This window comes from Streptomyces sp. NBC_01216, assembly GCF_035994945.1.
GTDB lineage: Bacteria > Actinomycetota > Actinomycetes > Streptomycetales > Streptomycetaceae > Streptomyces.
In genome coordinates this window covers 6,457,133-6,476,037 of sequence record NZ_CP108677.1, presented here as the reverse complement: position 1 = coordinate 6,476,037, position 18,905 = coordinate 6,457,133, and the positions used below count along the sequence as shown (strand labels likewise).

The 18,905-nt window shown below is 62.5% G+C and carries 18 protein-coding genes; all 18 read left to right on the top strand.

Features of this window, described 5'->3' with window-relative positions; genetic code table 11:
- The first annotated feature begins 11 nt into the window (after positions 1-11).
- The 18 genes from OG393_RS29205 to OG393_RS29120 all read left to right on the top strand — a co-directional run bounded on the left by OG393_RS29205 (position 12) and on the right by OG393_RS29120 (position 18,894).
- A complete protein-coding gene (locus OG393_RS29205) occupies positions 12-1,022 on the top strand; it encodes a hypothetical protein (protein WP_327377678.1) in 1,011 nt (336 codons plus the stop codon).
- 22 nt (positions 1,023-1,044) lie between these two features.
- Positions 1,045-2,547 carry a phage portal protein gene (locus tag OG393_RS29200; RefSeq protein WP_327377677.1) on the top strand — a complete coding sequence of 501 codons (1,503 nt, stop codon included), beginning with the start codon at positions 1,045-1,047 and terminating at the stop codon, positions 2,545-2,547.
- A gap of 64 nt (positions 2,548-2,611) precedes the next feature.
- A complete protein-coding gene (locus tag OG393_RS29195; protein WP_327377676.1) occupies positions 2,612-3,172 on the top strand; it encodes a hypothetical protein in 561 nt (186 codons plus the stop codon).
- Positions 3,173-3,244: 72 nt separating this feature from the next.
- Positions 3,245-4,354 carry a phage major capsid protein gene (locus tag OG393_RS29190; protein ID WP_327377675.1) on the top strand — a complete coding sequence of 370 codons (1,110 nt, stop codon included), beginning with the start codon at positions 3,245-3,247 and terminating at the stop codon, positions 4,352-4,354.
- Positions 4,355-4,460: 106 nt separating this feature from the next.
- On the top strand, positions 4,461-4,733 hold the full coding sequence (locus OG393_RS29185) for a hypothetical protein (RefSeq protein ID WP_327377674.1): 273 nt from the start codon (positions 4,461-4,463) through the stop codon (positions 4,731-4,733).
- Positions 4,730-5,059 carry a hypothetical protein gene (locus OG393_RS29180; protein WP_327377673.1) on the top strand — a complete coding sequence of 110 codons (330 nt, stop codon included), beginning with the start codon at positions 4,730-4,732 and terminating at the stop codon, positions 5,057-5,059. Before OG393_RS29185 ends, OG393_RS29180 begins: the two co-directional genes overlap by 4 nt.
- Positions 5,059-5,388 (top strand): hypothetical protein, encoded by a 330-nt coding sequence (locus tag OG393_RS29175; protein WP_327377672.1) that lies wholly within the window; start codon positions 5,059-5,061, stop codon positions 5,386-5,388. Before OG393_RS29180 ends, OG393_RS29175 begins: the two co-directional genes overlap by 1 nt.
- The gene (locus OG393_RS29170; protein ID WP_327377671.1) at positions 5,388-5,771 is read left to right on the top strand and encodes a hypothetical protein; all 384 of its coding nucleotides are present in this window, start codon (positions 5,388-5,390) and stop codon (positions 5,769-5,771) included. The genes OG393_RS29175 and OG393_RS29170 overlap by 1 nt, the downstream gene beginning before the upstream one ends.
- A 107-nt stretch (positions 5,772-5,878) precedes the next feature.
- A complete protein-coding gene (locus tag OG393_RS29165) occupies positions 5,879-6,787 on the top strand; it encodes a phage tail tube protein (RefSeq protein WP_327377670.1) in 909 nt (302 codons plus the stop codon).
- Entirely contained in the window at positions 6,784-7,050 is a 267-nt protein-coding gene (locus tag OG393_RS29160; RefSeq protein WP_327378587.1) for a fibronectin type III domain-containing protein, read from the top strand. Before OG393_RS29165 ends, OG393_RS29160 begins: the two co-directional genes overlap by 4 nt.
- Before the next feature lie 77 nt (positions 7,051-7,127).
- On the top strand, positions 7,128-7,418 hold the full coding sequence (locus OG393_RS29155) for a hypothetical protein (RefSeq protein ID WP_327377669.1): 291 nt from the start codon (positions 7,128-7,130) through the stop codon (positions 7,416-7,418).
- A 158-nt stretch (positions 7,419-7,576) separates the two neighbouring features.
- Positions 7,577-7,822 carry a hypothetical protein gene (locus OG393_RS29150; RefSeq protein WP_327377668.1) on the top strand — a complete coding sequence of 82 codons (246 nt, stop codon included), beginning with the start codon at positions 7,577-7,579 and terminating at the stop codon, positions 7,820-7,822.
- A gap of 8 nt (positions 7,823-7,830) precedes the next feature.
- Positions 7,831-13,767 (top strand): transglycosylase SLT domain-containing protein, encoded by a 5,937-nt coding sequence (locus OG393_RS29145; protein WP_327377667.1) that lies wholly within the window; start codon positions 7,831-7,833, stop codon positions 13,765-13,767.
- Positions 13,768-14,033: 266 nt separating this feature from the next.
- Positions 14,034-14,831, top strand: coding sequence for a phage tail family protein (locus tag OG393_RS29140; RefSeq protein WP_327377666.1), 798 nt, complete (start codon positions 14,034-14,036; stop codon positions 14,829-14,831).
- Between the two features lie 2 nt (positions 14,832-14,833).
- On the top strand, positions 14,834-16,207 hold the full coding sequence (locus OG393_RS29135; RefSeq protein ID WP_327377665.1) for a Gp37-like protein: 1,374 nt from the start codon (positions 14,834-14,836) through the stop codon (positions 16,205-16,207).
- Positions 16,207-17,277, top strand: a complete 1,071-nt coding sequence (locus OG393_RS29130; RefSeq protein WP_327377664.1) for a hypothetical protein — start codon at positions 16,207-16,209, stop codon at positions 17,275-17,277. Before OG393_RS29135 ends, OG393_RS29130 begins: the two co-directional genes overlap by 1 nt.
- Positions 17,278-17,288: 11 nt before the next feature.
- The gene (locus OG393_RS29125; RefSeq protein WP_327377663.1) at positions 17,289-18,056 is read left to right on the top strand and encodes a hypothetical protein; all 768 of its coding nucleotides are present in this window, start codon (positions 17,289-17,291) and stop codon (positions 18,054-18,056) included.
- 118 nt (positions 18,057-18,174) lie between these two features.
- Complete coding sequence (locus OG393_RS29120; RefSeq protein ID WP_327377662.1) at positions 18,175-18,894, top strand: hypothetical protein; 720 nt, start codon at positions 18,175-18,177, stop codon at positions 18,892-18,894.
- Positions 18,895-18,905: the final 11 nt, after the last annotated feature.

Here is an 18,905-nt window from a genome sequence, read left to right as displayed (position 1 = left end):
GATTCATTGTCATGGACGAGGTCCACCATTGGGTGTCCTCGAATGGTGGCCCCGACTTCTACCAGGTCCTCAAGCGCAACGTCGAGAAGACGACCAAGGCCGGTAGCAGGTGGGTGACAACCACCAACGCGTTTAATCCGAACGAAGACAGCGTTGCCCAGATCATCTTCGAATCCGACATGGTGTCGCAGGGCTTCTGGCTCTACGACTGCATCGAAGGCTCGATCGCTGTCGAGGAAATCCGGAACGAGGAGAAGGTCCGGGCCTCGCTCATCGAGGCTTACGGTGACGCCCACTGGGCGGATATCGATGGTCTTACCAAGACGATCCTCTACGACCGGACCACGCCCGATTCGACTTACTGCCGGTTCTTTTTCAATCAAATTGCCGAGTCGAGCGACGGCTGGATGTCGAAGGCTGAATGGGATGCCTGCGAGGCTGAGGACGACATCAAGGCCGGCGAGCAGATCGCAATTGGATTCGATGGAAGTGTCCGCGGAGACGGAACGGCTTTGGTCGGCGTGAGATTGCGTGACGCCAAACTGTTTGTCCTCGGGAAGTGGCTGCGTCCTGAGCATGCCAAGGACGACTGGGAAGTTGATGTTCTCTCGGTCGAGGCCGCCGTTAAGCGGGCTTTCGATAACTACCGCGTTGAATGGATGTACGCAGACCCTCCCTGGTGGCAGGAGAACATCGGCCGCTGGGCGGTTGAATGGGGCGATGATTACGTCTTTGAATTCTGGACCAACAAACCGACGAGGATGGTTCAGGCCGTCGAGAGATTCCGTACTGCGGTCCTCGTCGGTGACCTCTCGCATGTTGGTGACTCCGAACTCACGCGGCACGTTCTGAATGCCGTTGTGAAGGAAGTCCCGCAGGGCGACCTCATCACGAAGGACTCTCCACGATCCAAACGAAAGATTGACCTTGCGGTGGCCGCCGTACTTGCACTTGAAGCACGCGCGGACGCGATTGCGGATGGACGCCTCCAGATTAAGAGGAGGCGAGTAGTCGGTTTCTGAGCCCCGCTCGAAAGGGGCTTAGATGGTTGCTGCTCTGGATAAGGCGATAGGCCAGGAAGGCGTCATGTCGCCCCCGTCCACTCCGCAGATGTGGATGGATTACCTCTCCTCGAAGCTCGCCTCCCGCGCCGGTCGCTATAAGCGGTTCGGTGAATATTATGACGGCAAGCATCAGAAGATGCTCTTCTCGCAGTCCAAGTACCGGACTGAGTTCGCTCACGTCTTTGACCGCTGGAATGACAATTTTTGCGGTCTGATCATCGACAGCGTCAACGAGCGCATGTTCATCGACGGTTTCCGACTGTCCAGGGAGCCAGCGGAAGACGACCTCGCACGCGAGATCTGGCAGCGGAACCGGATGGACTCCGAGTCCAACTCCGCCCATCTGGACGCGATGATCCAGGGAGCCGCGTACGCGGTCGTCTGGGGCGACGAGGACGGCAAGGCCGTGATCTCCGTCGAGTCCGCCGAACACGTCGTCGTGCAGTACAAGCCCGGCTCACGTCACGAGATCGAAGCCGCGGCGAAGTTCTACGTCGATGACTGGGGCCGGCAGTTCTGCACCCTGTGGCTCGCTAAGGCCGTCTACGTCGGTAACTGGAAGATTGGCGGCTACACCATCGACGGGCCGGCCAAGCCGAACCCTCTCGGTGTGGTGCCCGTCGTACCCATCCAGAACCGGACCCGACTTGTCGGGGAACCGATGTCGGACCTGGCGACGGTCATTCCCATCCAGGACGCGATCAACAAGACAGTCTCCGATTCTCTCGTTGCCTCCGAGTACGCAGCCTGGCCACAGCGCTACGTGACCGGCCTGGAAATCCAGGAGGACGAGAACGGCAACCCGATCGAACCGTTCAAGGTCGCCGTAGACAAACTCCTCCAGGCCGAAGACCCCGCAGCCTCGTTCGGCCAATTCGAAGCCGCGAATTTGAGCAACTATGTGGATCTCGTGGACATGCTGACCATGCACATGGCCAGTATCGCGAGAGTCCCGTTCCATTACATGCTCAAGGGTGGGCAGCCTCCGAGCGGTGACGCGATCACCTCTGCGGAAGCCGGCCTGGTCTCGAAGACCAGGGAACGGATGCTTCATTTCGGAGAATCTTGGGAGCGAGTCATGAGACTCGCTATCGCCGTCGAGAATGGTGGCGATCTACGCGAGGAGTACGAGGCTGCGGAGGTTATCTGGCGCGATCCGGAAAACCGGACCGAGGCTCAGCACATTGACGCGTTGCTCAAGCTCCAGCAGCTCAATGTTCCGAAGCAGCAGCTCTGGCAGGACGCGGGTTACACCCCCTCTCAGATCGCACGCTTCGATCAGCTTCTTGAGGAAGAGGCCAAGACCGAAATGGAACGGGCCGACAAGTACCAGACTGCCGCCCAGAAGCAGGAACTCGCCATCGCCCAGCAGAGCGCGGACGACAAGTCAGCCATGCCTGCCGTGAAGGCCAAGTCGGACGCCATGAAGCCCCCGCAGGGCAACTCCGGCAACGCGAACCGTCAGCGGTTCGAGAAGAAGTAGCAGAAACGTTTTCCTGACGACTCCCGAAATGGGGGCCGTTTCCCGATCCGAAATGGATGATCACATGAGCGACGACCAGAACACTGCGGACAACGCCCAGCCGGCCGGTGCCAATGACGCCTCCGATGTGACCGCGCTCCAGGCGGAGGTTGACAAGTGGAAGGCCCTCTCCCGGAAGAACGAGGACCGCTTCAAGCAGGCGTCCACGGAGCTTGAGGGTTACCGCCAGTCTCAGATGTCCGACACCGAGAAGGCTATCGAGGCCGCCAAGGTGGAGGCGCGAAACGCAGCTCTCTCCGAGGTGGGAACCAAGCTCATCAGCGCTGAGCTTCGTGCCACTTCCTCTGCGGCCGGTGTGGCTCTTCCCGGTGCCGAGTTCCTGAATCTGAACTCCTTCCTCGGTGAGGACGGCAACCCTGATTCAGCTCGCATCGAGGCGTTCGTGTCGTCCCTTCCCAAGCCGAACTCCGCGCCGCCTTACGCGCAGAACCTCGGCCTCGGTCGTCAGGGGAGCCCGGCCGCCGGCCAGCTCACTCGTGAAGACCTTTCCCGCATGTCTCCGAGGGAGATCAACGAGGCCCGCAAGGCGGGCAAGTGTGACGCCCTCATGCGAGGCGAAATCTAAGCATGGTCCCTTTTTTTGCGCTCAAAGTTGGAGTGTGACACACGGGCCATGCTTCCTCACTAAGGAAACTATATGGCTGGTAACGACTTCACCACTCAGGCCGCTTCGGGTCTTCTGACTGGCGGCCCTACTGGACAGGACCCGACACTCAAGGGTCATGGTGTCTTTGTCCCGGAGCTGTGGACCGCTCAGCTCCTCCAGGACCTTGAGGACAATCTGATCCTCGGTTCTGCAGAGATCACCAATCGAAATTTTGAGGGTGAGTTCCGGCGCGAGGGCGACCGTATTCGCATTCCCCACTTCATCGACACGGTGGAGGACAGGGGCCTGGTCAAGGCGTACGGCGAGATCGGTGACAAGGACCATGCAGCCCTTGAGTACATTCCGATGACGGTCGCCAAGGGCTCCAGCTTCCACATCGAGATTGACGCCCTGCATCAGCTCCAGACCAAGAGCGGCATCGACCTCATGTCGGAGCTGGTCCGTCAGCGCGGCCGTCAGGCCGCCGTCTCCATCGACCGGATGCTGGCCCAGACCCTCACCGCGGCCGTCTCGGGCAAGGACCTGAACGGCGCCGAGACGATGCCGGCCGACCTCAACACCCTGCCCGCACTGCACGGCAAGATCGACACCGTGACCCCGAACGCCCTGGACACTGAGGTCATCGGCGTCTACGACTACGTGGTTGCGATGCTGGAGAACCTGGACCTCAAGAACGCTCCGGACTCCCGCTACCTGTTCATCTCCCCGCGCCTGCGGTCGCTGCTTCTGCGCGACCCGAAGTTCATCGATGCGTCGCACTTCGGCAGCTCGGTCATGCCGTCCGGTGTCATCGGCACCATCCTGGGCATCCCGATCCGCGTCTCGAACACTCTCGGCACGGCCCGAGCCGAGGCCGGCAAGCTGGTCAAGGGTCGCCGTCACGACGAGTTCAAGAACATCGACATGTTCATGGGCTCGACTGCTGCGACCTCGCTCGTCATCCCGTTCGCGCAGATGGAGGCGTACAAGCCGGAGAAGTCCTTCACGGACGCCATCAAGTCGCGCGTGATCTACGACGCCAAGATCATCCGGCCCGAGCAGCTTCTCGTTGCGACCGGCGTCGAGCAGGCGATCCAGGACCACAACAAGGTGGCCGTGGAGAAGAACCGGACCGTCGCGGTTCAGGCCGCCGCAAAGTAACGACCCTTTTTTTGTGCCCAAAGTTGGGATGTGACACTTGAACATCACCGTGGACGACATCTCTGTTCGTCTGGGGCGCACAATCGGGGACGATGAGAAGCCGAGGGTGGAGGCGTTCATTGAGGACGCCTCCGCCCTCGTGCGGGACCACTGCGGAAGCGGCTACGCGGAAACGCCGGGCATCAAGGCCGTGATCTGCGCCGAGGTGATCCGGTGGCTCGCGGTGGCTCCGGGCATCGTGAGCGAACGCGTGGGAGACATCCAGGTCGAGTTCGGCTCGACTGCGACCACGCAGTCCCTCTCTCCTGCGGCCAGGTCCTCGCTCAAGCGGTACCGGAAGAAGCTCGCCTCGGTCTCCCTGATCCGGGAGGACGCGTGAAGAACCTCTTCCGCGACGAGGTTCGCATCCTCCGTGCCGGCCTGACCGAGACGACCTACGGCAAGAAGCGGGACTGGTCCCGTGCGGTCGTGGTCTTCAAGGGCCTTGGCAACGTCCAGCCTGACCGATCCTTCGAGGTCCGATCCCCCGAGAGGGAGACGGCACAGGAGCGGGTTCTCGTCTACCTGCCCTACGGGGCCGACGTGAATTCCGCAGACCGGCTCCAGTTCGGGTCGCAGCTGTACGAGGTCGATGGTGTGCCGATGCCCTGGGAGCACGGCTCCCTCCGGCATGTGCGGGTCCGGGCCTGGCGGGTGGAGCACTGATGGCAGCCCGTTTCCGCCTGATCCTCGACGAGGCCGCCATGCACCGCCTCATGTCCTCAGCCGAGACGGCCAAGATGCTCGCGCAGAAGGCATCGGCCATCGCCGCGACCGCCCGTGGGTCTGCTCCGAAGAACAGCAAGGGCTCGTGGAACATGTACGCCCGCTCCCTCTCCGTCACCGCGTACGAGGTCGAGGGGACAGTTCATTCAGCGGTGCAGGCAGACAGGCACGCCCTCCTCATCGAGTACGGCTGGCGGGACAAGGGCGGCCGACGCCATCCCGGCAACCACACCTTGAAGGAAGCCCTGCTGAAGGAGCGTGAAGGCTGATGCGTCTCGATCCCGTGTCGGTGGTCTTCGGCTACCTCAAGGGCCTGCATGAACTAACTGACTTCGTCACCGGCGACCTGGTGGGCCGCGAGCCGGGAGACACCACGATCTACCTGGAGCACGCTGGGGGCTTCCGGATCATCCGGGCCCGCATGGACCGCGCCGACATCACCTACCAGGTGTACGCGAAGGATCGAGCGGAGGCCGCGGCCGTCGCCTACCGAGTGCGCGAATGCCTGCTTGAGGACCTGCCTGCCCGCGTCGTCGGTGACGCCCTGGTCCTCGACGTGGACGAGGCGATCAGCCCCCGCTACTTCCCCGACTCCACCTCCCGTGAGCACACCTACCAAGGGGAAGTGACCCTCTTCCTGACCGAGGCGTGAGCCCGGCAGCCTCTCTTTTTTCCCTCGAAGTTGGAATGTGATAGCGCTTCCGACTTTCCAGGCCCCTGTCACAGGGGCCTTTTTCATGCCCACTCACAGGAGGCCCTATGGCTGAGAACTCCGGTAACTCCAAGAAGATCCGCTTTGCACCCTCGGGTGAGATCTATGTTGCGCCGGCCGACAAGGTAGCGGACATCCTCCCCCGTGACACCGTTCCCTTCACCGCGGATGGCGACTTCCGTGCTCTGGGATACGTGGACGAGGGCGGCGTCACCATCACCCCGTCGATCGAGACCGACCCGGTGAACGTCTGGCAGAGCGCTGTGCCTGTGCTCTACAACGTCAAGAGCGCTTCCTTCCAGGTGAAGGCGACCCTCATGGAGACGAACCAGCTCACGACCGAGCTGTTCTTCGGGGCCAAGTGGGTGCCGGCCACCGACAAGGAAGGCAAGGTCGTTCCGGGCACTTACCGGCTCGACCTCAAGTCCACTCCCGAACTCCAGGAAATCGCACTGGTTGTTGACTGGTCGCAGTCCATTGACGGAAAGCCGGTCCGATACCGCTGCGTCATCGGCCGTGCCATGATCTCCGATCGCGGTGCGATTCAGCTCCAGCGAGCCGAGAACGGCAAGTTCGAGCTGACGATCGACGCGCTTGACCGCTCCGGGAACCTCGGCTATGTCCTGACCGATGACCAGGTGATCGACGGCCCGGTCGAAGTGGCGACCAAGGTGACTCTCCAGCCGAGTACGGTCGCGCAGACCGGACACTTCAATGTGGTCGGTCAGGGCTTCCCGACCGGCGAGGAAGTCTCCCTCTCCTTCTCCTCGTCCTCCGTCAAGTTCACCTACACGGCCAAGGTCGTTGAGGAGAACGGATCGTTCGCTATCCCGGTCGCAGTGGCAGCCGATACCCCGGTTGACCAGTACACCGTCAAGGCAAGCGCCGGCACGGTCCTCAATGTTGAGGCGACCGAGAAGCTGACGGTAAACGCAAAGCAGGCCGAGTCTTTCTGACGGCCCCGGACGGCCTTTCGGTCAGCGATGTCACGGACACCTCCGTGAAGCTGTCCTGGAACGCCGTTGCCGGGGCCACTGACTACGAGATCAGCGGCGGACCCAAGACTGAGACCCGAAAGGGCACATCTGCTGTGATCAGCGGCCTCACCAGCGATACCGAGTATCAGTTCTCCATCATCGCGAAGGACGCCTCCGGTCAGGCCAAGGACTCTGCTTCCGTCGCCTTCTCGGTCATCCAGACCATCAAGCCTGCCGCCTAATTGAACTTATCCCCGTGGCGGGGAGGGAGAAATCCCCGCCCCTCTCTCATCTTCCTCCGATGTGTTCTGGAGTTCCCATGACTGCTGCCAAGAAGACCACCGCTGCCGCCAAGTCCGCTGAGGCGAAGGGCAAGGAGACCGCCTTCGAGTTCAAGGGCGAGAAGTTCGTGATCCCGGCCCCGATGAACCTGCCGGATGAGGTCCTGGACGTGATCGAGGAGGGAGCCGGCGAGCGGGCGATCACTCGGGCCATCGTCGGCCCGGAACAGTGGGCCACGTACCGGGCTCTGCGCTGCACCATTGGCGAGTTCAACGAGTTCCTGGAGAAGGTCACTGAGGCCGCAGGATTCGGTGAGCCGGGAAACTGATACAGACCGCCCGCATCCTCCACGAGTACAGCGATCCCCTGGAAGCCGACCTCCTGTCGCACTTCGGGGTTGACCTGCTCGACCTGTGGTCCGGGCGGCTCTCTCTCCGCCGCGTCCACGTCCTGATCCAGGCCCTCTTCAAGAAGCCCGGAGAATCGTTGCTCCTCATCGAGATTGACGAGGCAACGTCCTGGACCGAGACCAATCACATTCTGGCCCGAATCTCCGACGGTCTTGAACTGTCGAACTACTTGTTCATCAAGGCCAATTCAACCGAGGACAACGACCTCGACCCTCCGAAGCCACTTCCCCGTCCCGGGCAGGTTGCAGAGAAGCCGAAGCCTCGCGAGTTCGCCTCCGGCGATGAGGTGGCTTCGTTCTTCAACACATTCGGCAACCCCTAGGAGGCTGCATGGCTACGCGAGGAAGAGCGCCCGTCAAGGTAGGCGCCGGTTTCATCGAGATTTACCCCGAGCTCTCCAAGATCGCTCTGGCAAGGCTTCGCACCGATCTGACCACTCAGCTCACGGCGATGGGCAAGGCCGGGGCGGCTGCGTTCTCCAAGGGACTGACGGGCGGCTTCAACGGGATCGCCACCGCTACTTCCAAGGCTGCAAAGCAGGCCGGGAAGGCCACCGAGAAGGAAGCGGTCGATACCTCCAACAAGCTCCGCCAGATCGAGCGATCCCTCACCCGTTTCCACGGGGAGGAGGCCGGCAAGCAGTTCCGCACCTACCGGAACCTCGCGAAGCAGCGCGAGCAGCTGGAGGAAGGCACCTCGAAGGCCACCCGGAAGGCCATCACCGACACGGTGAAAGCCAACCGTCAGGCCGTCCAGGAGGCGATCCGGGACGAGCGCCAAAAGGCGCAGGAGAAGGCCCGCGCAGAGAAGGAAGCTCGGGCCGAGACGACCCGCCGTGTCCAGGCAGAACGCAAGGAAGAGCGGGCTCTCGCCGCCGAGGTCGCACAGATCCGGCGCGAACAGACCGCCCAACTTCGGGCCCAGGCCCAGGAGCGGGCACGTCTCCAGCGTGAGGCCATGGCGGAGACCCGTCGCCGCGTCCAAGCGGAGAGGACCGAGGAGCGGGCCCTTGCCCGCGAGGTCTCACAGATGAAGCGTGAGCTGGCCGCTGCGGCTCGACGGGCCGCGGCTGAGCAGCGGGCCGCCGAACGCGAGCTGGCCGCCGCTGTGCGTCAGCGCGTGGCTGAGGAGCGTGCGGCCCATCAGGCCCGCGTCGCTTTCTTGCGCGACGAGCTGCGGGGTCTCCAGCAGACCCGCTCGGCGTATGCCGACGTGATCGCCAGCAACCGTCGTCAGATCGCCTCCTGGGACCGGCAGCACAGGACTTCCATGCGGTCCGCCGGGGAGCAGTGGAAGTCCCTCTCGCAGACCACGGAGACATACGGCCAGAACCTTGAGCAGGTCGGCCGGAGCATCACGCAGAACCTCGTTACTCCCCTGGCCATCGCTGCCGGATACGTCACCAAGATCGGTGCTACGAGCGCCGACATGCAGTTCTACTCCTCGGAGGGCCTGAACCGGGCCGGCTTCAACCAGAAGGAAGTCGCCAAGGGGCTCCAATCCATCCAGGACTTTGCGGTTCACACCCCGTTCTCCCTGGAGGACATGACCGACAAGTTCTCCCAGGTCGCTCGAAACTTCGAGTCCTATGGCAACTCCACTTCGGATTCCCTCAAGAAGTCCCGGCTGCTGATCAAGGGCATCGCTGACTACGCCGCTTCCTTCGGCATCACAAACCCGGAGAAGGTCAAGGGCGGCATGATGGCCGCCGACATGATGATGGACCAGGGCAAGCTGTCCACCCGGTACCTTCGTCAGTTTGTCCGCGGCACCGGTATCCCGATGAATGAAATCGGTAAGATCGCCGGGTTCAAGGGCGGTCCCGACTTCCTCAAGGAGGTCCAGGACCCCAAGGGCGGCGTGAACTCCAAGGAGTTCTTCGACAAGTTCATCAAGGCGTATCAGACAGCGCCGGGGGTCAAGGGCTCCGCAGAAGCTCTTGGCACCGGTTCCATCGGCGGACACTTCACGTCCGTCAAGGAACAGATGCAGCTGACCCTCGGCAAGCTCTTTGGTGAGTACAACGACTCGGGCAAGTTCGAGTGGACGGAACTCGGCCAGAACACGCACAAGCTCGCTGACCGCCTCAAGGACCTCGTAGAGGACCCGGACTTCCAGAAGCTCGCCGGGGGCCTTTCCGGAAACCTGCTCAAGGCGCTCAACCTTCTCCTGGGCGGGGTCGAGAAGACTCAGGCGTTGCTCAACGAGCACCCATGGCTGAAGGATCTCGTCGCCAAGGCAGTCAAGGTCGTTGCGGTGCTGGGACCTCTGGCCATCGCGATCGGTCTTGCCACCAAGATTCTCGGCAAGGTAGGAAAATCGTTTCTTCCGCTCCTCAAGCTCACGGGTGGCCTCGCGAAGGGAGTCCGCGGAGCCTTCCGCACCGGGAACCAGTTCCTCTCCGGCGTCGCGGCCGGCAAGGGCAACTTCCGTGAGGCGTACCAGGCGCGACGAGCCGATTACCACGACGGAGACGACCGTTCCCTGGCTCGCCGGGGCATGGACCGGATGCGGGGGCAGGACAGCCGTTCCACCCGCCTGACCGTAGAGACCAGCGACGCTGAGCGCGCTCTGCGTGACGTGGACCAGACGATCCAGCAGATCCAGAGCCGGATCTACAACCTCAACCGGGCGCGACTGAACTCGCTCTCCAACGAGCTGGGCGGCGAGGCCGGCTCCAGCGTCAAGGGCGGCGCTCAGAACGCTGACCGCGAGATCGACCAGGCCCGCCTTTCGGTGCGGGAGCTGAACCGGTCGCCACTGTCCGAACTGGGCCAGCGACTCATCTCCGTCAAGGAGAAGGCCGGGACAGCACAGTCGGGAATCAAGCAGGTCCGCCAGGCCGTGAATGACCTCAACGAGGGCAAGCTCGGCATGGTCCGCCAGCAGTTCGAGTTCTTGAAGGACAAGGCCGACACCGCGAAGCGCTACGTCGCCCAGGTCGCCGCCAAGGTGCAGGAACTCAACGGCCGTTCCCTGGACAGCCTCCGCGCGAAGTTCTCCTCGAACCTCACCCCCGCGATCAAGGATTCGTACTCGAAGGCCAAGGGCCTCAACGACAAGATCAAGGACGTCAACGGGCGGGGGCTGGGGCAGATCACCAGCAAGGTCCGTACCCTGCGTGACGCGCTCGACCAGGCCGAAGGCAAAGCCGGGGCCCTTGGGGGCAAGTTGGGCGAAGTCAACCGGCTCACCGGCTTCGGTGGGGGCGGTGGCGGCAAGGGCAAGGGCAACAAGCACGCGCTCGGTGGCATCGTGCCCGGCTACGCGCCGGGGGTGGACAACTACCACGCGATCTTGTCTCCGGGTGAAGCCGTGCTCCGTCCGGAGATCGCCAACGCTCTCGGCTCCGACACCATCAACGCATGGAACTCGGCTGCTGCCCGTGGACGCGTCTCGCGTCACGCGAAGGGCAAGGCCGGCGAGGGCTCCTCGAAAACCGGAACCTGGCCGCTGAGCATCCTTGAAGAGCTGTACGACATCGTGAACGTGCGTCCCGGAATCGGGGCTTTCACGGGCGGTATCGGGATGGCTGGAGCGGGTCAGACCATCGGAGGCCCGACAGGTTCCAACGTGCGCCACTGGGGTGCTCAGGCTGGCGGCGACGGCGCCGGCCGACTCGTGAACAACCGATTCGGCAAGATGAAGGATTTCATCCTTGAGCGGGTTCCGTCGTTCCTGACGAAGGCGCCTACCGGGATCGGAAACCTTATCGGCATCGCCGCTGGCGGCATCGCTCCGACTGCTGGCCAGCTTTTCTGGGATGACGTCTGGAAGGGTGAGGGGAACGTCCTCCAGCGTGGCGGTCGCTTTATGACCGACATGGTGAAGTCGATCCCTCAGATCCTAAAGGATCTTGTCTCGAATGTCTGGGATTCGGGTGCTGAAATCCTCGGAGCCTTGAAGGATGCGATCACCGATCCGGTCGGCTTTTTCGAGGATGCGCTGTCCTCCGTGAAGTCGATGTTTCAAGGCATGGTCGATCAGGTCAAGGAAATGGTTCGCCTGCTCCAGGAGATCTGGTCGAATCCGTCCGAGTACGCGGAGGAAGTCTTCGATAACTTCGTTGTGCGGGTCAAGGAATTGATGCCGAACACGAAGGGGCTTTTCCAGTTCGCGGACGGCGGGATTGTTCCCGGCTACTCTCCGGGAAACGACAGGGTTCACGCGATGCTGTCGCCCGGCGAAGCCGTACTCCGTCCGGAAGCCGTGCGCTTTCTCGGCCATGCCGCCATCCAGCGGCTCAACTCGGGCGCGAAATCGGGGACTCTTTCCACTGCCTCGAAGTTGGAAAGTGACACTTCTATCCCTGACGCGAAGGCGTATGAGGAAGTCGTAGCCAAGATCATCGCGTCACTTGAGGACCTGACGAAGGCCGTGGCGGCTCACCGCTCGTCGTCGGCCGCCGACTGGGACCAGGTGGCGACCAAGGTCCGCACGGCCATTGATGGCACGATCACCCCGGCTCAGACCCGGTGGGTCCAGCACCTGTCCGGGCCTCTGGCCCAGACGGAGCGGGCCTTCCAGTCCACGAACCAGGGCGTCTGGTCCGACGTGCAGAACAGGGTCTCCGCGTCGGTCTCCGACGTGTCCAGCTCCCTTACGCAACTCCGCAGCAACGTGGACACCACCAAGCGGTTCTTCGAGACTTCCGGGTCTCAGATCCGGACCGCGTGGGGCCAGGCCATGTCCTACGTGGACTCGTCCACCAGGACCACGGTCAGCGGCCCCTACAACCGTGGTGCCGTCTCGATGATGTCCGCCATGGCGAAGCTCGCCGGTACAGGGCCTCCGCTGTCTCCGGTGCAGTTCTCGACCGGTGGCATCGTGCCGGGCTACCAGCCTGGCGTCGATACGGTCCCGGCCGTCCTGTCCAAGGGCGAGGGAATCCTCCGTCCGGAGGTCGTCAGGTCTCTCGGTGCGGAGACGATCCTCCGCTGGAACGAGCAGGCCCGTCGAGGCGGCCACGTCTACGCCAGGGGCGGGATCGTCGGCCAGGCCGCGTTCACTGGCCCGACCGGTGCGGACTGGGTGAACAAGCACAAGGACGATGACTTCGACGGCTACACCAGCGCCTTCAAGGCCGGATGGCAGTCGGTCATCAAGCCCATGCTCGACACCGTGACCCGCACCTTCGGTGTGTCGGGTGACCTGTCCGCGCGGGGCTTCGACAAGGGCCGACCGTGGGCGGAGAAGTGGACCAAGTGGGTTGACGACCACACCTCTGGTGGTGGGGGTGCTGCGGTCAAGGTCGCTCTTGACGAGCACCGCAACGAGGCCCCGATGGTGGGCGGCTCCAAGTACAACCTCGGCAACGGGGAAGCCTGGTGTGCCGACTTCATCTCGTACGTGGTGGACAAGGCCGGAGCGAATTCGGCCTATGGCAACAGCCCCAAGGGGGCACCGCGGAATCGCTGGCCTGCCGTGGCGACCTGGAACGCGGCCATGCGTCACGTTCCCGTGTCGCAGTCGCAGCCTGGCGACCTGATGACCTACCAGGGCAACGGCCACATCAACATCAAGACGGGCCCGGACGAGACGGTTGGCGGTAACGAGTCCAACCAGCTCAAGCGGTCCCGAGGTTACTGGCGAAGCGCTACGGCGGCGCTGCGGCCCACAGGTGGAAACACCTCGGTTGACGGCCCCGTGCTGAACGCCTGGCCGGGCAGCATCCCGAAGTTCACCGGCTCGCTCGGTGGTGGTGTTGACGGGGAGATCGCCAAGGCCATCGCCAAGGCGATGAGCCTGACGGGGGTGGGCGGCTCCAAGTGGTCCGACGGCATCGCGACGATCATCCGCCGCGAGTCCGGAGGGAACGCACGGGCCGTCAATGACTGGGACTCCAATGCCGTAGTCGGCAACTCGTCCAAGGGCTTGATGCAGGTAGTACCCACGACCTTCAAGGCGTATCACCAGTCGGGGACGTCGTGGGACATCTTCGATCCGGTCGCGAATATCGCTGCCGCGATCAACTACATCAAGGCCCGGTACGGCGACATTTCACGCGTACAGCAGGCCGATCCGACAAAGCCTCCGAAGGGCTACTGGACCGGCACCCAGTACGCGTCTCCCGGTCTCGCCCTGGTTGGTGAACGCGGACCGGAACTGGTGAATTTCCGGGGCGGCGAGAGGGTCTACAACAACGGGGAAACCCGAGACCTGCTCGGTAACCGCTACGAAATCCACATTCACGAAGCAAAGGCCGAGGACACCACTCAGGCCGTTATTCGTGGACTCCAGTACGTGGAGACCATGTACGGAATGTAGCGGGAGCGGAAGCCCCGGCCACCCGGCCGGGGCTTTTGCTTGCCCAAAAACGAGTGAGGTGTGCTATGCCAATTCCGGGATACAGGCAGCCCAAGTGGGAAGAGAACATCCCCGTCGTCGGAAGGCCGCCTTCCCCGGATGTGTGGGGGCACACGAACGTCACGATCACGGGAAGCAACGGTGAGGGCGAGCCCATCGCCCTCACCGACTTCTCGGGCCGATCGTGGCCAGCCATCTTCCTCCAGGATGGCGCTCAGGGTCTCGACATGCCCCCCATGGAAGTCTTCTACGACACCAGCCCCAACCTCGACGGAGGCGCCTTCCGGTCCACGAAGGCCGCGGCACGACAGATCCTGCTTCCGCTCTACTTGTACGGGGTGGACCGCAGGACGCTCCTGCGGTTGAAGCGGAAGCTGACCCGCACCCTGAACCCGAAGAACGGGTACTGCGTACTCCGTTTCACCGAGGGCGACGGCACGTCCCGCTACATCACCGCCTACTACAAGGGCGGTCTGGAGGGAAAGGAAAGTCCCGACGACGCCGGGTTCACCTGGTGCCGGTACGGCGTTCAACTGACCGCCTTCGACCCATGGTTCTACGGGGCCAATGAGGTTGTGGCCGAGTGGAAGACCGGAGCAGGGAAGGTCTTCCTCATGGGAGTCGGCAAGCCGTTCCTTCCCATGGAGATCAGCCGGGGCACCATCACATCCTCCGGTGTACCCGTCAACAACCCAGGCGATGTCGAGTGCTGGCCCGTCTGGGAACTGACAGGCCCTATCAGGTCCTTCACGATCTCCAATCAGGCCGGACAACGCTTCGGCATCAACAAGGGCGGCGGCACGAAGGACATCATCGCCGGTGGGGAGACGCTGACGATCGACACTCGCCCCGGATACAAGACGGTCCGCAGCAGCACCGGCAAGAACTACTGGCCCGACCTCGACAAGAGCCCGTCTCTGTTCTCGATTCCCTCTGGGGAGTCGAAGGTCAACGTGAAGATGAATCCGGGAGCTTCCACGGCGGCCCTCCGTCTGCGGATGCTCCCTCGCTACGAAAGCTACTGACGATGGGTTATCGCATCGAAGTTCGCGACCGGAACCTGAACCGCATAGGCGAGCTGGACACGTGGATGAAGCTCGATCTGGTCCTCCGATTCAACCGTGCCGGCTCCTGGCAGCTCCTTGTACGGGACGACACTCCACAATCGAAGCTCCTGGAGAAGGGCGGCGGGATAGCCGTCTGGATAGACGAGCGTCCCGGTAACCCCATCTTCTCCGGGCAGATCGAGACGTTCCAGAAGTACTGGACGACCGAACAGCACACCGGAGTCGGCTCCGTTTACGTGGGCGGGAAGTGCGACAACAAGATCCCCTACGGCTATCTCGCGTTCCCTGGCACCACTGGCGAAGGCGACGCCCGCAAGGTGCTGCCGATCGACCAGCAGTGGAAGGGCCAGGACCGCAGGACGTACGGCTTCGAGGCCGGCCAGGCCCTCTGGGTCGAGTACGACTTCGCCTTCGGTAACCGGAGCCTGCCAGGCCGCAAGGTCCCCGGCGTGGCCATGGGCCCGAAACCCCTGACGGCCGGCACCCCTCCGAAGGTCGGCAAGCAGATCGGCGGGACACTGCGATACGACTCCATCGGCACTCTGGCGGAGACCTGGACCAAGGAAGGCGAGATCGGCTACCAGTTCCTCTGGAATCCCGACACCAGAAGGATTGAACTAACTGTCTTCGAGCCCGCCGACAAGTCGATGGATGTCCGCTTCTCCCCCGAGCTGGGCAACCTGCGGGAGTACATCGCCACCCTGACGGCCCCTCGGGTCACTCGCGTGATCGTCGCCTGTCAGGGCGAAGGCAAGGAACGGTTCATCAAGCAGTTCCCCGAGCCTGGCGCCAAGGATCAGGACGGCACGCCGCTGTGGGTCGGTGATGTCACCAAGGACGAGGACGAGTGGGGCTTCGTCATCGAGCAGTTCGTAGACCGGCGCGACGTGCCGTTGAGGACGGGCACGGACGGCAGACCCGAACTGGTCACGAGGACCTTGGACGGCAGGGAAGACCTCGGTACGGACCCGGACGGTAAACCGTGGAAGGACAAGGCCACAGCTATCAAGCACTACTTGGACTCCATCAAGTCCGCGGCCGACGGCATCTTCAAGGAGAACCAGAAGAACGGCAACTTCCAGGTCTACCCCGTGGAAACCCCTCAGTGCCGATTCGGCCGGGACTACTACCTGGGCGACAAGGTGACCGTGGACATCGATGGAGAGGTCTACGTCGATGTGGTGCGAGAGGTCAACATCACGGTTGAGGACGGGGGCCGGATCTCGACCGTGACGCCCAAGATCGGTGAACAGGGAACAGGTGAACCACTCAATCTCTACAAGCACGTGAGTGAGCTTCGAGAGAAGCTGCGCAAGCTGGAAGCGAGGCTGTAATGGCGGAGTCGAGTTACCCCTTCGAGAAGGACTCCCCCGATGGTGGCCATACTGCGGTCACTCAGAACGACTGGCAAAGCATGGCCTCGATGTGGTCGGGTGACCGCATCAACATGCTTCTGACCTCTACCAACATGGTCCCGGAGGCAATGCCGTTCTACGCCAGAGTTTCCGACGTGAACACTATTACCGTTCAGCCTGGCGAAGCATTCGTGGGTGGCTTCTACTACAAGCTCGACGCCCCCAGCTCGGTACGCATCGACAGCAATCTGTCCAAGGACAAGTCACGCGTTGACCTCCTGGTCCTGCGGGCCGACTTGGCAAGGAGTTCGGTGAATCTCGCGATCCGACGTGGCGCCGAGTCGGCCTCTCCGAAGATCCCGAAGCCTGCCCGCCAGCCGGGCGGAGCGTGGGAACTGCCCCTGTACGTCATCCGCGTGCCCAAGGGTGGCGGCGGCAATCCCGTGGCGGAGCCAGTCCACCCCTACACGACGGGGGACGATGCGGCATCCGTCGCCCCGGCTCAGTCGGTGGCCTACCACCAACCCCAGGGCACGTTCATCCGGTGTCTTGACCCAAAGAACCAGTACGAGGCGTTCAACGGTTCGGACGGATACACAGTCACCCGGGATCTCGGCGCTACGAAGACCTACACACCAAAGATCCTCAACACCCGTGTGAACGCAGACGGGAGACTCCAGGCCCGAGGCCGGTGGCGCTGGATCGCCCCGAACATGGTCTGGTACTCCGTCGATATTGCCAACAACACAGAAATCGACTTCTGGAACAACGCCAAGGACGACTGCATCTCATTCACATTGCCCATGCCGTTTCACGGCGACATCGGCCAGGTTCTCTCGGGGCAGATGACGAACGGTGGCTACGACGCAGGTATGCCCAACTTCGTTGACCTCCGCGGCTACACGTGGGGCGGCAACCGAACCAACGTAGCCCGCATTCTGTACCAGAACCAGAAGTACCTTCACGAGGGCCTTGACTACCTCCGAGTGTTCCCCCGCAAGTCGTACATCCTCTTCTCCGGCGTCTACGAGACGCAGGGACTCAAGTAACGGGAGGCACCATGGCACGCAACTACTTTGGCGGAACGTCGGCTGACGTGGCCGAGGACGAGGCCGGCTCACGCCTCCCAAACCTTCCCGGCCGGGTGTACCTGACAGCCACGGACCCCGACCCGGTGAAGGACATCCAGGGCCCCAATGACGAGCCCCTGGACGGGCTCCTCTCCGATGACCGGGGCATGATCCCCCAGTTCCAGGGGCCGGACGGAGCAGAACAGCTCTGGGTCGATTTCGGCAAGGGCCGGGTCATGCTCACCGCGAACAATGTGGGCCTCCGCTTTCGGACGCACCTGATCCCCAACTCCGACCCGCACGGCGACCGCGCCTACACGGATACCAAGCTCGGGGATCACTTGAGGCGTGACTTCAACCAGGTAGCCCTTCCTAAGAACCAGCGATGGCTTGGCCTCATGAACCAGGACTCCAGTCCTGGCGGCGACACCATCTACCAGAGCAATGGGGATCGGACATACAACTTTGCGCTGCGCCAGAACGGCTCAATGACGCTCTATCAGCACACCGATACCCACATCGCGTTCGAGGTCCGCGCAGGAGCAAGGACAAACAAGTGGGCCCTGGCCGTCAACGACGGAAAGACCACGGGAGCGAACTCCAATTTTCGCGTGGACTATGACGGGAATGTCGAGACCGCCGGGACGGTAACCGCCTCGAACATCGGCACGGCGCGAGTTTTCTCCGGGCCGGCTGATCCCGCAACTCAAGGGATCACGCTCAGGCCCGGCGACGTTTGGGTCTCCTATGGCGTCTAAGTACAACCGCATGATGCGGTGGACCGGTACTGACTGGCGTGAGGCCAGCAAGAAAATCTGGGATGGAGCCAAATGGGTCGAGAGGCCAGTGGTGAGAGTTTGGGATGGCCAAGGGTGGATGTTCAAGTATCCCGATCCCATCCAGTATCCGTCCTTCGTCGCAGCTAACGGAGCTCCAAAGGTGGATTTGGATTTCCGGACGTACAAGCTCCCAGATGGCATCCGCCTGGGTGACTTCGTAGTGTCCATCTGTGTCGCCAAGAAGGACATGCCGCAACTCCTCAATCCGACTCTCTCCATACCGCAGGCCAAGCGACTCGCTACAGGCTCTTGGATCGCCTGTGTCGTCTTCCGGTACGACGGTGAATGGGGCCTGCGCAACGGTGACTCGGTTCGCTGGCACGTACCCGGTGGCGGAGATTCCACCGTGGCCAACTACATCTACCGATACGCCGATACGCTGAACCTTCCTGTCACGCCACTCCAGGAGATCAGGGAATACAAGAACGTGTACGAGGTGCCAATGAACTCGCCTCTCGGCAACACGTCTCTCTTCACTGTTGTATCGGAGTCCAAGAACCTTTCCACGGTCCAGTTCCCCGATGGCCTGGTTTCCCGTCATTCCATTGGTGGGAAGTTTGGCGAGAACCAGATTCGAGTTCATGCGGCGGACACTCCGGGGTCTGGGGCGAAGGTCGGCATGGCAAGGCTTGATACGACCGTGCCGGCCGCCGCTGTGATCACTATCAAGATTCCCGGCGCCGATGACGGACTACCGACCTGGATTCTTGGTGACACAGCTGCCTCTGTTCTGGGCAAGACGACCTATCTCCAGTGATGAGGTGAAAC

Coding starts and splice junctions, on each gene's coding strand:
- OG393_RS29130 (WP_327377664.1), top strand. CDS start 16,207: ATGGCGGAGTCGAGTTACCCCTTCGAGAAGGACTCCCCCGATGGTGGC.
- OG393_RS29165 (WP_327377670.1), top strand. CDS start 5,879: ATGGCTGAGAACTCCGGTAACTCCAAGAAGATCCGCTTTGCACCCTCG.
- OG393_RS29155 (WP_327377669.1), top strand. CDS start 7,128: ATGACTGCTGCCAAGAAGACCACCGCTGCCGCCAAGTCCGCTGAGGCG.
- OG393_RS29145 (WP_327377667.1), top strand. CDS start 7,831: ATGGCTACGCGAGGAAGAGCGCCCGTCAAGGTAGGCGCCGGTTTCATC.
- OG393_RS29205 (WP_327377678.1), top strand. CDS start 12: ATGGACGAGGTCCACCATTGGGTGTCCTCGAATGGTGGCCCCGACTTC.
- OG393_RS29140 (WP_327377666.1), top strand. CDS start 14,034: ATGCCCCCCATGGAAGTCTTCTACGACACCAGCCCCAACCTCGACGGA.
- OG393_RS29170 (WP_327377671.1), top strand. CDS start 5,388: ATGCGTCTCGATCCCGTGTCGGTGGTCTTCGGCTACCTCAAGGGCCTG.
- OG393_RS29200 (WP_327377677.1), top strand. CDS start 1,045: ATGGTTGCTGCTCTGGATAAGGCGATAGGCCAGGAAGGCGTCATGTCG.
- OG393_RS29125 (WP_327377663.1), top strand. CDS start 17,289: ATGGCACGCAACTACTTTGGCGGAACGTCGGCTGACGTGGCCGAGGAC.
- OG393_RS29190 (WP_327377675.1), top strand. CDS start 3,245: ATGGCTGGTAACGACTTCACCACTCAGGCCGCTTCGGGTCTTCTGACT.
- OG393_RS29175 (WP_327377672.1), top strand. CDS start 5,059: ATGGCAGCCCGTTTCCGCCTGATCCTCGACGAGGCCGCCATGCACCGC.
- OG393_RS29195 (WP_327377676.1), top strand. CDS start 2,612: ATGAGCGACGACCAGAACACTGCGGACAACGCCCAGCCGGCCGGTGCC.
- OG393_RS29120 (WP_327377662.1), top strand. CDS start 18,175: ATGTTCAAGTATCCCGATCCCATCCAGTATCCGTCCTTCGTCGCAGCT.
- OG393_RS29135 (WP_327377665.1), top strand. CDS start 14,834: ATGGGTTATCGCATCGAAGTTCGCGACCGGAACCTGAACCGCATAGGC.